This window comes from Yersinia antarctica, assembly GCF_056636475.1.
Genome location: NZ_JBSJQF010000001.1, coordinates 891,810 through 905,570, shown reverse-complemented (window position 1 = coordinate 905,570; position 13,761 = coordinate 891,810). Strand labels below are relative to the sequence as shown.

Genomic DNA, 13,761 nt, shown 5'->3' with positions numbered 1-13,761 from the left:
GATGATAAATACCATTGATAAAACTAAAACAAGTTTCCGTCGCATGTTCTTTGCCCTGACACTGCCTGAAACCATGCAGCAGGATATTGTGCAATGGCGGGCGGCGAGCTTCCCACCCGAGGCCGGTCGCCCTATCGAAGTCGCTAATATGCACCTGACACTGGCATTTCTTGGCGATATAAGTGCCGCTAAAGCACAGGTATTGCAGCAGCAAGCCGGGCGTATCAGCCAGACTGGCTTCAGCGTAACCTTAGATGATGTCGGCCATTGGCCTGGTTCGGGCGTGATATGGCTTGGCTGTAAAAATCCGCCCCGGGGCCTGTTGCAGTTGGCGCAGTTGCTGCGATCTCAGGCTGCGCGCAGTGGTTGCGCCCAAACATCACTGCCATTCCACCCCCATGTGACCTTGTTGCGTGGCGCTACTCGCCCGGTAGCTATACCGGCCAAAACCAATAATCAACGCTTGTGCGTAGACCACTTCTCACTGTATGAGTCAGTATTGGTGCGCGGTCGCACCCGCTATACCCTGATACAAAGCTGGCCGCTGGCTGGCGGCGAAAGGAAATTTGATGACGTCTAACCCTCAATTGTTATCTTTTAACCCACGGTTACAGCCCGCCACACTTATCCTGCGGTATAAACGCTTTTTAGCTGATATTGTGACACCCGCTGGAGAATCATTAACCATTCATTGCGCTAATACTGGGGCAATGACGGGTTGCGCGACGCCCGGTGATACAGTTTGGTATTCGACCTCAGATAACCCGAAACGTAAGTATCCCCACAGTTGGGAGTTAACGCACACCCAAAGTGGTGATTGGATTTGCGTAAATACCTTACGGGCCAATGAGTTAGTCAGCTCTGCGATAGATAAAAACCATATTGTTGAATTATCTGGTTACACTTCTGTCAAAAGAGAGATTAAATATGGAGACGAGAACAGCCGTATAGACTTGTTATTGCAGGCAGAAAATAGGTCTAACTGCTATATTGAAGTCAAGTCGGTTACCTTATTACAGCAACAGTGTGGGTATTTCCCGGATGCCGTCACCCTACGGGGTCAGAAGCATCTCAGGGAGTTACAAAGCATGGTTGCCGACGGTCACCGGGCGGTACTTTTTTTTGCCGTATTGCATACGGGCATCAGGCAAGTCGCTGCGGCCCGACACATTGACAATCGCTATGCAGAATTGCTGGCCCAGGCTCAGCAAGCAGGAGTGGAGGTTATTTGCTACGGTTTTCAACTATCGCCTGACGGTATTGCGCTGGACGCCCGCATACCGTTATTACTGGCTGAAACGCTCTCACCAACAAGCGCTGAATAAAGAAGCGATTATTGGAGAAAGTTGTTCGCCAAATACGCCTTCCTTCACACCATTGTCAAGCAGGCGACAGGAATAATTGCTAACCTACCTTCCTTCTGGTATTTATAGCGGCCTGATTTTTCCCCGTATTGGGGATTTCGATAGTGCGTATGAATGTAGGAGAAGCATCATGCAAGAAGGGCAAAAACGTAAAACCTCGTCCTTGAGCATTCTCGCCATCGCTGGGGTAGAACCGTACCAAGAGAAGCCAGGCGAAGAGTATATGAATGCCGCCCAGCTGTCGCATTTCAAGCTGATTCTTGAAGCATGGCGCAACCAGCTCAGGGATGAAGTGGATCGTACTGTATCGCACATGCAAGACGAAGCCGCTAATTTCCCTGATCCGGTAGACCGTGCTGCGCAGGAAGAAGAGTTTAGTCTTGAACTTCGTAACCGCGACCGCGAGCGTAAACTGATTAAAAAGATCGAAAAAACGCTGAAAAAAGTCGAGGATGACGATTTCGGTTTCTGCGAGTCTTGTGGCGTAGAAATTGGTATCCGTCGTCTGGAAGCACGGCCAACTGCAGATTTGTGCATTGACTGTAAAACCCTGGCCGAAATCCGCGAAAAGCAGATGGCAGGCTAACTGCATACCCAATGAAATTGGCGTTGTAGATAGGCAGCAAGCGAACGAATCCCGATGCGCTAACAAACGTAAGTAATTCGGGCGAGAGGCGTAGCTAACAACCCTACAACTCCAAATATGAAGGGTATAACACGGTGCCAGAGTCACCTCCGGCACCGTATCTATTACGCGGAATTCCCTTCCCTTTTTATGTCCGAAGATATCAGTACTCAACAGCCCAGTGTGCTGCAACATTATGTTCAGCAACACGATGTTCGGCAACATAAGTACGTGGGCCGTTTTGCCCCATCCCCGTCTGGTGATTTACATTTTGGTTCACTGATTGCCGCACTCGGAAGTTACCTGCAAGCCCGTGCTCAACGCGGGAACTGGCTAGTTCGCATTGAAGATATTGACCCCCCTCGAGAAATTCCCGGAGCTGCTTCCCGTATCCTGGCGGTATTAGATCACTATGGCCTCCATTGGGACAGTCAGGTTATCTATCAGTCCCAGCGTCATGAAGCCTATCGCACCACATTAGACTGGTTGAAACAGCAGGGCCTGAGTTATTACTGCACGTGTACACGCAGCCGCATTCAACAGCTAGGGGGATTCTACGACGGTTATTGCCGTGACCGCCATTTACCTGCTGATAGTGCCGCCATTCGTTTGCGACAGACACAGCCGATTTATGCCTTTTATGATAAATTACTGGGTGAGTTGCATGTTGAATCTGCGCTGGCACAAGAGGATTTTATTATCCGCCGCAGAGATGGCTTGTTTGCTTATAATTTAGCTGTGGTGGTTGATGATGCTTTTCAAGGCGTGACAGAAATTGTGCGTGGGGCTGATTTGATTGAACCTACCGTGCGCCAAATAGCCCTCTACCAACAGTTACAACAGCCCGTTCCGAGCTATTTGCACTTGCCATTGGCACTGAATCATGACGGTAATAAGTTATCCAAGCAAAACCATGCAACACCGCTACCGGATGGCGATCCGCGCCCGATTTTGGTTGATGCATTGAAGTTTTTACATCAACCGCTGCCAGAATGCTGGCAAGATCTTGATTTACCGTTATTATTACGTTTTGCAGTCGAAAATTGGACGTTGGCAGCAATTCCGCTTCACGGGACAATAGCAGTCACTGAAAACACAACGGCATTCTCAAAGTAAGCACGGTGAGCTATGATTAGCCGCTGTTTTTCTGTAGTTCTGTTATTTATTAGCCACTATCGAGGTGTACCATTTTTACCCGAGTAGCCAATTTCTGCCGTAAGGTACTGATTCGCGATGATAAATCAGAACGCGATAACAAAGCTGTCCGTGATGGTAGTGCCCGTAAAGATAAAGTGCCCGGTGAAGATAGCGTGGCCCGCAAAGAGAAAAGGCCTGCCAGAACAAATACTGGCCGCAAGAATCATGCGGTGCCTGCTTCACAACAGAGTGCGATGACGATTATTCCGCGAGATCAGCACAATATTTCCCGTAGAGAAATCAGCGATAATGCGCTGAAGGTTCTCTATCGCCTGAATAAATCAGGCTATGAAGCCTATCTGGTTGGCGGCGGCGTCCGCGACCTGTTACTGGGCAAAAAACCGAAAGATTTTGATATCACCACCAGCGCGACACCAGAACAAGTGCGGAAATTATTCCGTAACTGTCGTCTGGTTGGCCGCCGTTTTCGCCTGGCCCATGTCATGTTTGGCCCTGAGATCATTGAAGTTGCCACTTTCCGTGGCCACCATGAGCAACAACCGGCGGAAGATAGCGACAAGAACTCTTCCCAGCAAGCGCAAAATGGCATGCTGCTGCGTGACAATATTTTTGGCACCATCGAAGATGATGCTCAGCGCCGTGATTTCACCATTAACAGCCTCTACTACGGTATTTCTGATTTTGCCCTGCGTGATTACACCGGTGGCTTGCGTGATCTGAAAGAAGGCATTATCCGGCTGATTGGTGATCCTGAAACTCGTTACCGTGAAGATCCCGTGCGCATGCTGCGTGCAGTGCGTTTTGCCGCCAAATTGGATATGACGATCAGCCCGGAAACCGCTGAGCCGATCCCACGTCTGGCCTCATTACTGCACGAGATCCCGCCAGCGCGCCTGTTTGAAGAATCACTCAAACTGTTGCAATCGGGTTATGGTTATAAAACCTATTTAAAACTGTGTGAATATCAGTTGTTCCAACCATTATTTCCACTGATTGCACGCAATTTCACTGAGCAGCATGACTCTCCGATGGAGCGCATTCTGGTTCAGGTACTAAAAAATACTGACCATCGTTTGCATAATGATCAACGCGTCAACCCAGCGTTCTTATTTGCGGCTATGCTTTGGTATCCGTTGATTGAACATGCGCAAAAACTGACGCAGGAAAGCGGTTTGGCGTATTACGATGCCTTTGCCCTGGCAATGAATGATGTGCTGGATGAAGAGTGCCGTTCGCTGGCCGTTCCAAAACGTATTACCTCACTGGTACGAGATATCTGGCTGCTGCAACTGCGCCTGTCTCGCCGTCAGGGTAAACGTGCGCACAAGTTGATGGAACATCCGAAATTCCGTGCTGCTTATGATCTGTTAGCGCTGCGGGCTGAAGTGGAAAATAACCATGAGTTGCAGCGTTTGACACAATGGTGGGGGGAGTTCCAGGAAGCCACACCGCTACAGCAGAAAACCATGCTGAATACGTTAGGGGCTGATCCGGCACCACGACGCTCTCGTCCCCGCCGCCCACGTAAGCCAGCACCACGTAAAGAAGGGGCATAATTCGCATCATGATCCGGGTCTATATCGCGTTAGGCAGCAATCAGGCTATGCCACTGCAACAGGTTAAAACCGCCCTGGAAGCGTTGGAGCATCTGCCACGCACCCGGTTAGTTGCATGTTCGCCATTTTATCGCACCAAACCGTTAGGCCCACAAGATCAGCCAGATTTTCTTAATGCCGTGGTAGCGTTAGATACCTCACTACCACCCGAGCAACTGCTGGACCACACTCAAGCCATTGAACGCAATCAGGGCCGGGTAAGGAAAGAACAACGCTGGGGGCCACGAACGCTGGACCTGGATATCATGCTGTATGGCTCACAGGTGATAACAACCGATCGCCTGACTGTGCCGCACTATGGTTTGAAAGAGCGCGAGTTTATGCTCTATCCGCTGGCTGATATCGCACCTGACCTGATTTTCCCCGATGGCGAAGCATTATCAGAACGCCTTAAATGGGTGGATAAAAACGGTCTGGTGCCTTGGTAACTCATACTTGCCTAATTCAACATATAGCATCCCTATCTGATATCCCCACCATCTTAACCCCTTGTCTCAGGAGAAAAGAGTGATGAAAGCCACCACCATGAGCCACTTGCGTCAATGGAAACAAGAAAAGCGTAAGTTCGCCACACTGACAGCCTATGATGCCAGTTTTGCCCAGTTGTTTGTCGAGCAAGGTATTGAGGTACTGCTGGTGGGTGATTCGCTCGGTATGACGTTACAAGGCTTCGACTCGACTCTGCCAGTAACCACCGCGGATGTGGCTTATCACACCCGTGCGGTGCGCCGAGGTGCGCCTCATTGCCTATTATTGGCAGATATGCCCTTCATGAGTTATGCCACACCAGAGCAAACATTTACTAATGCCGCAGAGTTGATGCGCGCCGGGGCCAATATGGTCAAACTGGAAGGCGGTAGCTGGTTATGTGATACCGTGCGCATGCTCGCTGAACGTGCCGTTCCGGTATGCGGGCATCTGGGATTAACCCCGCAGTCAGTTAATATCTTCGGTGGCTACAAAGTACAAGGCCGCGAAGAAGTAGCAGCAAATCAGCTACTGAAAGATGCACTGGCACTTGAACTCGCGGGGGCGCAATTATTGGTACTGGAATGCGTGCCAGTAGAACTGGCAAAACGGGTTAGCGAAGAGCTGGCTATTCCGGTGATTGGTATTGGTGCTGGTAATGTCACTGACGGGCAGATACTGGTTATGCACGATGCGCTGGGCATTACTGGCGGTCATACCCCTAAATTCAGTAAGAATTTCCTGGCACAAAGTGCCGGTGATATTCGCGCCGCCATTAAGCTGTATATTCAGGAAGTTGAAAGTGGCCTATATCCGGCGGAAGAACATACATTCCAGTAAATTTTGCGGATAATACGCTGCTATTACATCCTATTTATACCCAATAGATTTCAAGATGCAGGAAGGCGGCAAGCAGAGGCGAGGCCCATGAATGGGTCGAGTAATCACCGCAGCCAACACACCTGCAATTTGAAAGATGACCGGTATCGGAGAGAAGAATGCTGATTATTGAAACCCTGCCGCTATTGCGTCAGCAAATTCGCCGTTGGCGTCAGGAAGGAAAGCGAGTTGCACTGGTACCAACCATGGGTAACCTGCATGAAGGGCATATGACATTAGTGGAAGATGCCAAAACCCGTGCCGATGTGGTGGTCGTGAGTATTTTTGTCAATCCGCTGCAATTTGAACGCCCGGATGATTTAGCTCGCTACCCACGCACTTTGCAGGAAGATTGCGAGAAGTTGACCCGTCACGGTGTGGATCTGGTATTCGCCCCTGCGGCAGTCGATGTCTATCCAGCCGGTCTGGAAAGCCAGACCTATGTCGACGTCCCTGCCCTGTCTACTATTTTAGAAGGTACCAGTCGCCCTGGTCATTTCCGTGGTGTATCCACTATCGTCAGCAAACTGTTCAATCTGGTGCAACCAGATGTTGCCTGTTTTGGTGAAAAAGATTATCAGCAACTGGCACTGATCCGTAAAATGGTGGCGGATATGGGCTATGACATCAATGTTGTCGGGGTGCCGATTGTGCGGGCGAAAGATGGTCTGGCACTGAGTTCCCGCAATGGCTATCTGACGGCTGAAGAGCGAAAAATCGCCCCGCAGCTCAATAAGATAATGCAAGCTCTGGCCGAGAAACTGATCTTGGGTGAAAGGCAGATTGATGATTTGCTGGCTGACACCGCAGAGCAATTACGCCATGCCGGTTTTACCCCGGATGAACTGTTTATCCGCGATGCCCACACTTTGCAACCATTGACCATCGACAGTCAACAAGCCGTTATCCTGCTGGCCGCCTGGCTGGGTAAAGCACGCCTGATTGATAACCAACAGGTTGATTTGCGTAGTTAACCCCTGACTGCGGTGAATAGCGGCCGAGCCCGGTTTTCACCGCACATCCCCCTTCCCTGCTCCTCTTATTCTTCACCAAACAAGGTGTTAACCCGAAAGCATTTTCTCTGCCTTTTGTATGTAATACATCGCATAAATAAAAGGGGGTTGAAGATGGGAATTAGGGTTGGAAATCATCTGTTTTCCACTGAGATTAGTCACTCAGTCATCGCAAATATAGCGGAAAAAACACTACCACCATCGATGAGTTTATGGGAGATAATAAAGGACTTTTTCTGTTGTACCCATCATGCTGAAGCATTGGATTGTCTCTATCAACTGTACCATCCTCTGAATAATACCGATGCAATGAACCCGGAGGAAATTCGCGGCAACATAGCAAAAGCATTTAATCAATTAAAACAGTTAGCAGCACCAGGATATGAAGAGAGATTTTCTCAGCCTAAGGGGTCTAATAACCAAGAGCAACATTTCACTATTACTGATAAAAATGACGAATTTATATTAAATATAAGAATGAACATTAACACCAATAAATACACAATCTCCACCCCTAGTGGCGACCCAGTATGCCTATATCTGCGACCAAAGTCTGCACAAGCAACCGATAGACCGATGGGATCGGGGGCTTGATAGCAAGTCCCTGTTCCGCTAGCCGCAGACCCGTTTTAGTCTCCTGTTTTTATCACTCAATCGCTGAGCCATAGACAAGCGGTATAAAATCAGCAAAACTGGATGCTTCTCCCTAAATCAATCGATGATGGGATAGGATGCCAGACTTATTCTGGGTAATAACCGGGGTCAAAGGTAAGAGTTATGATACGCACTATGTTGCAAGGCAAACTGCATCGGGTCAAAGTCACTCAAGCTGATTTGCACTATGAAGGTTCCTGCGCTATCGATCAGGATTTTCTGGAAGCCGCTGGCATTCTGGAATACGAAGCCATTGATATTTATAACGTTGATAATGGTCAGCGTTTTTCCACTTATGCTATCTCCGCCGAACGCGGTTCACGGATTATCTCGGTGAACGGTGCCGCGGCGCGTTGTGCTTGTGTCGGTGATAAGCTGATCATCTGTTCCTACGTACAGATGTCTGATGCTGATGCCCGATTGCACCACCCTAAAGTGGCGTATTTTGAAGGTCAGAATCAACTGCAACGCAAAGCTAAAGCGGTACCGGTTCAAGTCGCTTAATTACCCTTTGTACTTGAAGCCGCAGGGGTGTTAGCTACGTTCACTTACCCGAATCACTGACTTCAGTCAGCTCCTCGGGATGCGTTTACTTGCTGGCCTACCTGCGACTCCAATTACTTTGGGTAATATCCTTCTTACTGAAGGCTCAGGTTAGCCACGTTTGCTCACCTGTATTCTTGGTCTTTCAAGATAAAAAATGGTGCCTTACCAGAGCACCATCTTTCATATCCTCTTCATACCATCGAGTTGTTAATCCGACTCCATCACCGCAGGTGCAGGGGCAACCGGCTGGCCAGGTTCATTGGCAATACGCTCTGCCATAGTCGGTATTGAATCAGTACGCAGAATATAAAGCCGTTTGAGGGTATACGGATTATCACCGGGTTTAACCTTGCCTTGTATGGTGGTCACCGCCAAATGGAAACCGGCATTTTTAGCAGCATCAATCGCAGTTTGATTAAAGCCACCGAACGGATATGACAGAAAGATCACGTGCGGATTAAATTGAGATAACGCTCGTCGTGAGTGTTCAAAATCAAAAACAATATTGTGATAAGAACGGCTCAATAAGATAGGGTTACGTTTATTATCAGTCCGGTGTAAAAAATGAGTATGAGACTGAACATCAAATACATCCTGAATCTCTTTCAATTCAGAGATACTCATAAACTGTAATGAATCAGGGTTCCATTTTTGTGGATGGCGCTTAATTCGTGATGAAATAATAAACGCCGTAGCCCGGAAGCCATTTTCTTTCAATATAGGATATGCGTAGCGGTGGACCGATTTAAGACCATCGTCAAAGGTCAGTACTACAACTTTTGCGGGCAGATTAATCTTGTTATTGAGATAACCTTCAAGCTGATAGAGCGAAATCGTGTCGTAACCTGTCTGCTTGAGATAGGTCATCTGGTTACTGAATGCCGCATCAGAGGTGGTGGTTGATGTATTGAGGAAACGTTTATTCTCCTCATTCTTCAACATATGGTGATAGGTCAGGATCGGGATGCCGTTATCGATTTCAGCATCGACACTACTGACATAGCCTAAGCGATCACCAATATTGACCTGATACCAGGTATTCCCTAACCGGCCTTTCAATTTACCCACGATAGGATAACGCAAGTTATCTACCAGCGTAGCAAACTGCTCACTGCGCACATCCGCCGCCAGATAGACAGGAGTTTCGCGCTTGATCAATATATTTTGATTGGGCAGGGGTTTATTCAAATCACCCAAGATATCGTTGGTTTTTCGTGCTTTGTTGATATCTTCTAAATCGTCCTTATCAATAAAGCCGATGCCATTACCAAATTTAAATTCATAGTATTCTGCCGCGGCGGGTAAAACCTGAATAAGTTGATCTTCTTTAATCTCACCGACAGGAATGACCTTCTCACCAACCAGTGAATATATTTCGCTATCACGCTGTGCAACCATATATTTAGGCGTAAGTGTTGCTTCATCAGGTAAGAGATCTGCATGGGTTGCCGGTATCATTACCGACATGACAAGACCGAGTAGCATCCCAATAGCTATTCTGTTTTTATGCCACATTATCGTTCTACTTATGCGCATTTGGCGCTGAATTGAAAAGGGGAAAATCTGGTGCGCCAGCATAGCACGAGACGCCAGAAGTTGAGAAAGACGATATTAGATGGGGACATTATTTATTACGTTTAAATTCCAGTATTAACAACAATTAACTAACTAATAATTCACGATCAATCTCTGCTAATAGCCAAAATCATTGGCGTTACAGCAAGGCGGCAAGTCAGCGCATCCCGATGAGCTTACAGCAGTAAGTGATTCGGGTAAGTGAACGTAGCCAACACCGCTGTAACGTCAAGGCCGAAAAGAATACCCAAAGTCATTGGCGTTACAGCAAGGCGGCAAGTCAGCGCATCCCGATGAGCTTACAGTAGTAAGTGATTCGGGTAAGTGAACGTAGCCAACACCGCTGTAACGTCAAGGCCGAAAAGAATACCCAAAGTCATTGGCGTTACAGCAAGGCGGCAAGTCAGCGCATCCCGATGAGCTTACAGTAGTAAGTGATTCGGGTAAGTGAACGTAGCCAACACCGCTGTAACGTCAAGGCCGAAGGGTATTAGGTGCGTAGCCCACGACCACGCTCTATCAAATACCAAGCCCACGCATAAAACACCGCGATGAATACCACCAAAACACCAATGGTCAATACCAATGGCACATCAGAAATCCCAAGGAAGCCATAACGAAACCCGCTTATCATGTACACAATGGGATTTAGTTTCGATACCGCCTGCCAAAAAGGGGGCAGTAATGATAGCGAGTAAAAGACCCCGCCCAGATACGTCAAGGGGGTCAGCACAAAAGTAGGCACCAGGCTGATATCATCGAACGTTTTGGCAAATACCGCATTCAGTAACCCACCGAGGGAAAACAGAATGGCCGTCAGCATCAATGTCAGTGCAATCATTGACCAAGAGTGGACATGCAACGGTACGAAGAACAGTGAGATAATCGTTACCAGAATACCGACACAGATCCCACGGGCGACCCCACCACCGACATAACCGATAATCACAATATGTGTGGGTACCGGTGCTACCAGCAACTCTTCAATACTGCGCTGGAATTTAGCACCAAAGAACGATGCAGCGACGTTGGCATATGAGTTGGTGATAACCGCCATCATAATCAAGCCGGGAACGATAAATTGCATATAATTAAAACCGCCCATATCACCAATTCGGGCACCAATCAGGTTGCCGAAAATAACGAAATAGAGCGACATAGTAATCACCGGTGGTACCAGTGTTTGAATCCAGATACGAGCAAAACGCGTGATTTCTTTGATCCAAATACTCTGTAATGCTACCCAATATAGGCGGGTCATGCTTTCTCTCCCCCGTTACCATTAACCAAGGTGACAAATAGCTCTTCCAGACGGTTAGCCTTGTTGCGCATACTTTGTACCTGAATTCCCTGAGCGTTCAATTGACTGAATAAACCATTCAGACCTTGCTCACGCTTAACATCAACCTCCAGCGTTGAGGTGTCCGTCAGACGATAGCCATAACCTTCCAGCTTAGGTAGCGGGCTTTTAATACCCAAATCAAAAATAAAGGTTTCTGACTCAAGTTTGCCAAGCAACTGCTTCATGGTGGTATTTTCCACCAGTTCACCATTCTGGATAATACCAATGTTACGGCACAGCATTTCTGCTTCTTCCAGATAGTGAGTAGTCAGAATAATGGTGGTCCCCTGCGCATTCAGCTCTTTCAGGAACCCCCACATCGAGCGGCGTAACTCGATATCCACCCCAGCGGTAGGTTCATCAAGGATTAGCAACTTCGGCTCATGCATCAGCGCACGCGCAATCATCAAACGGCGCTTCATCCCGCCCGACAGCCGGATAGCGCGCTCATTGCGTTTGCTCCACAAATCCAACTGAGTGAGGTATTTCTCGGCACGTTGTAACGCCTCACGCCGCGTGACGCCGTAATACCCCGCTTGGGTAATCACAATCTGCAACACCGTCTCGAATGGGTTGAAGTTAAACTCCTGTGGTACTAACCCAAGTTGGCGTTTGGCATTCACGATATCGTTATCAATATCGTAACCAAAAACTTGTACCTTACCGGACGTTTTGTTCACTAATGAACTGATAATACCAATGGTGGTCGATTTACCCGCACCATTCGGCCCAAGCAGGGCATAAAAATCACCTGCCTCTACGCGCAGATCAATGCCACGTAGTGCCTGAACGCCACCTGCATAGGTTTTGGTTAGTTGCGTTATTTCCAGTGCATATGTCATAAGTAAAAAAGAACCTTATTCTATGAGTTTCTCAGCGATAACAGCATACCCATGCCTTGCTTAGCTCGCCTGTCAGGGCAAGTTACGGGGAGCAGAAGGGATCATGGGTCGATACCGAGAAGATGTTACGCAGACGAAAATTGCGCGATCAACAGGGTCACTGTTCCGATTTCAAAATCGTCATCCTTGCCGTATATTATCTTATCGCAATCCGTTCATTACAGGCTATTTACATTAATGAAAGAAATAGAGAAGCTCCTCGCGAACAATGACATGTGGTCAAACTCTATCAGTAAAGATGACCCCGATTTTTTTGAACACCTGGCGCAAGCCCAGAAACCCCGTTTTCTGTGGATTGGCTGTTCAGACAGCCGCGTCCCCGCAGAGCAACTAACTGGTCTAAAAGCGGGTGAATTATTCGTTCACCGCAATGTAGCCAATCTGGTTATCCATACGGATCTCAACTGCTTGTCCGTGGTGCAATACGCCATCGATGTTTTGCAGGTCGAACACATCATTATCTGTGGTCACCTTGGTTGTGGCGGTGTCGAAGCGGCGATCAAAGGTGAAGAGATGGGCCTTATCGATAACTGGTTACTGCATATTCGTGATCTTTGGTATAAGCACAGCTCACTGCTGGGTGAGCTACCACAAGAAGAACGCAGCGATATGTTATGTAAAATCAATGTCGTAGAACAAGTCTATAACCTGGGTCATTCGACTATTGTCCGGTCCGCCTGGAAGCGTGGGCAGAAAGCCATGATTCACGGCTGGGTCTATGGTATTGAAGATGGCAAACTGACTGATTTGAAAGTCTCGGCCACCAGCCTCAGTAGCCTTGAAGTCCTTTACCGTGAAGCGATGGCAAAGTTACTGCAACCTAATAGAAAAGACTGAACAGTCGCCAGGGAGGGTGTTCAAGCACACCCTCTCCCATCCCTAAATGCTGCTAAAGACACTCGAACTCAAAATATTGACGTGCAGTGACCAGCGGCAAATAAGGCGTAGCGAGCTAAGTCAGTTTGAGTGCGCCCAGCACGCAACAACCGGAGCGTACACGTAGTACGTGAGGATTCTAAGTACTGCGTAATCTCAAAATGGCGACGCACAGTAGCCGTTCCTGATCACTCGTCAAACATGACAACCTTTCCTACATAAGGAAGATGTCTATATCTTTGAGCATAATCGATACCGTAACCCACCACAAATTCATCAGGAATGGCGAAGCCGACCCACTCAACCGGCACCTGAACTTCGCGACGCTCTGGTTTATCCAGCAACGTGCAGATAGCCAGTGACTTCGGCCCACGCAATTGCAGAATTTCACGCACTTTACTTAATGTATTACCGGAGTCGATTATATCTTCAACAATCAGCACATCCTTACCACGGATATCTTCATCTAAATCTTTCAGGATTTTCACATCTCGCGTGGTACTCATGCCATTGCCGTAGCTGGACGCCGTCATAAAATCGACTTCATGGGAAACATCAATGGCACGGCATAAGTCAGCCATAAACATAAATGAGCCACGGAGCAACCCGACCAGCACCATTTCACTGCCGCTGTCGCGGTAGTGTTCGGAGATTTGGCGGCCTAATTCGGCAATTCGGGCTTTGACTTCCTGCTCGGAAATCATGACTTCTACAGTGTGTTTCATAAGTATTTACGTCGCTTT

15 protein-coding genes are annotated in these 13,761 nt (G+C 48.0%); 11 read left to right on the top strand and 4 right to left on the bottom strand.

Going from position 1 to position 13,761, the window contains the following annotated elements; all coding sequences use genetic code 11:
- The first annotated feature begins 1 nt into the window (after position 1).
- The 10 genes from thpR (at position 2) to panD (ending at position 8,281) form a co-directional block, all read left to right on the top strand.
- Positions 2–580 (top strand): RNA 2',3'-cyclic phosphodiesterase, encoded by a 579-nt coding sequence (gene thpR / locus ACWJJO_RS04025; protein WP_481090659.1) that lies wholly within the window; start codon positions 2–4, stop codon positions 578–580.
- Entirely contained in the window at positions 570–1,325 is a 756-nt protein-coding gene (sfsA, locus tag ACWJJO_RS04020) for a DNA/RNA nuclease SfsA (RefSeq protein WP_193784723.1), read from the top strand. The genes thpR and sfsA overlap by 11 nt, the downstream gene beginning before the upstream one ends.
- Positions 1,326–1,494: 169 nt before the next feature.
- Positions 1,495–1,950 (top strand): RNA polymerase-binding protein DksA, encoded by a 456-nt coding sequence (dksA, locus tag ACWJJO_RS04015; RefSeq protein WP_002209354.1) that lies wholly within the window; start codon positions 1,495–1,497, stop codon positions 1,948–1,950.
- Positions 1,951–2,139: 189 nt separating this feature from the next.
- A complete protein-coding gene (gluQRS, locus tag ACWJJO_RS04010) occupies positions 2,140–3,105 on the top strand; it encodes a tRNA glutamyl-Q(34) synthetase GluQRS (protein ID WP_481090658.1) in 966 nt (321 codons plus the stop codon).
- A gap of 275 nt (positions 3,106–3,380) precedes the next feature.
- The gene (gene pcnB / locus ACWJJO_RS04005; protein WP_372559821.1) at positions 3,381–4,703 is read left to right on the top strand and encodes a polynucleotide adenylyltransferase PcnB; all 1,323 of its coding nucleotides are present in this window, start codon (positions 3,381–3,383) and stop codon (positions 4,701–4,703) included.
- 8 nt (positions 4,704–4,711) lie between these two features.
- Positions 4,712–5,191 carry a 2-amino-4-hydroxy-6-hydroxymethyldihydropteridine diphosphokinase gene (gene folK, locus ACWJJO_RS04000; protein WP_083160458.1) on the top strand — a complete coding sequence of 160 codons (480 nt, stop codon included), beginning with the start codon at positions 4,712–4,714 and terminating at the stop codon, positions 5,189–5,191.
- Positions 5,192–5,273: 82 nt separating this feature from the next.
- Positions 5,274–6,071, top strand: coding sequence for a 3-methyl-2-oxobutanoate hydroxymethyltransferase (gene panB / locus ACWJJO_RS03995; RefSeq protein WP_083160460.1), 798 nt, complete (start codon positions 5,274–5,276; stop codon positions 6,069–6,071).
- A gap of 158 nt (positions 6,072–6,229) precedes the next feature.
- A complete protein-coding gene (gene panC / locus ACWJJO_RS03990) occupies positions 6,230–7,084 on the top strand; it encodes a pantoate--beta-alanine ligase (RefSeq protein ID WP_481090657.1) in 855 nt (284 codons plus the stop codon).
- A 153-nt stretch (positions 7,085–7,237) separates the two neighbouring features.
- A complete protein-coding gene (locus ACWJJO_RS03985) occupies positions 7,238–7,717 on the top strand; it encodes an SGNH/GDSL hydrolase family protein (protein WP_083160464.1) in 480 nt (159 codons plus the stop codon).
- Positions 7,718–7,900: 183 nt separating this feature from the next.
- Entirely contained in the window at positions 7,901–8,281 is a 381-nt protein-coding gene (gene panD, locus ACWJJO_RS03980) for an aspartate 1-decarboxylase (RefSeq protein WP_481090656.1), read from the top strand.
- A 249-nt stretch (positions 8,282–8,530) separates the two neighbouring features.
- On the opposite strand, the gene ACWJJO_RS03975 is transcribed toward panD, so the two are convergent.
- From ACWJJO_RS03975 to ACWJJO_RS03965, 3 genes are all read right to left on the bottom strand, one after another.
- Positions 8,531–9,838, bottom strand: coding sequence for a polysaccharide deacetylase family protein (locus tag ACWJJO_RS03975; RefSeq protein ID WP_481090655.1), 1,308 nt, complete (start codon positions 9,836–9,838; stop codon positions 8,531–8,533).
- A gap of 550 nt (positions 9,839–10,388) precedes the next feature.
- Positions 10,389–11,159, bottom strand: coding sequence for an ABC transporter permease (locus tag ACWJJO_RS03970; protein ID WP_083160466.1), 771 nt, complete (start codon positions 11,157–11,159; stop codon positions 10,389–10,391).
- The gene (locus ACWJJO_RS03965) at positions 11,156–12,082 is read right to left on the bottom strand and encodes an ABC transporter ATP-binding protein (RefSeq protein ID WP_083160468.1); all 927 of its coding nucleotides are present in this window, start codon (positions 12,080–12,082) and stop codon (positions 11,156–11,158) included. Before ACWJJO_RS03965 ends, ACWJJO_RS03970 begins: the two co-directional genes overlap by 4 nt.
- 237 nt (positions 12,083–12,319) lie before the next feature.
- Between ACWJJO_RS03965 and can the strand changes: the two genes are divergently transcribed.
- Entirely contained in the window at positions 12,320–12,979 is a 660-nt protein-coding gene (gene can, locus ACWJJO_RS03960) for a carbonate dehydratase (protein WP_050086084.1), read from the top strand.
- Between the two features lie 227 nt (positions 12,980–13,206).
- Here can and hpt read toward each other — a convergent pair whose 3' ends face one another.
- Positions 13,207–13,743: a hypoxanthine phosphoribosyltransferase gene (gene hpt, locus ACWJJO_RS03955; RefSeq protein ID WP_083160470.1), complete on the bottom strand. Its 537-nt coding sequence runs from the start codon at positions 13,741–13,743 to the stop codon at positions 13,207–13,209.
- Between the last annotated feature and the right edge of the window lie 18 nt (positions 13,744–13,761).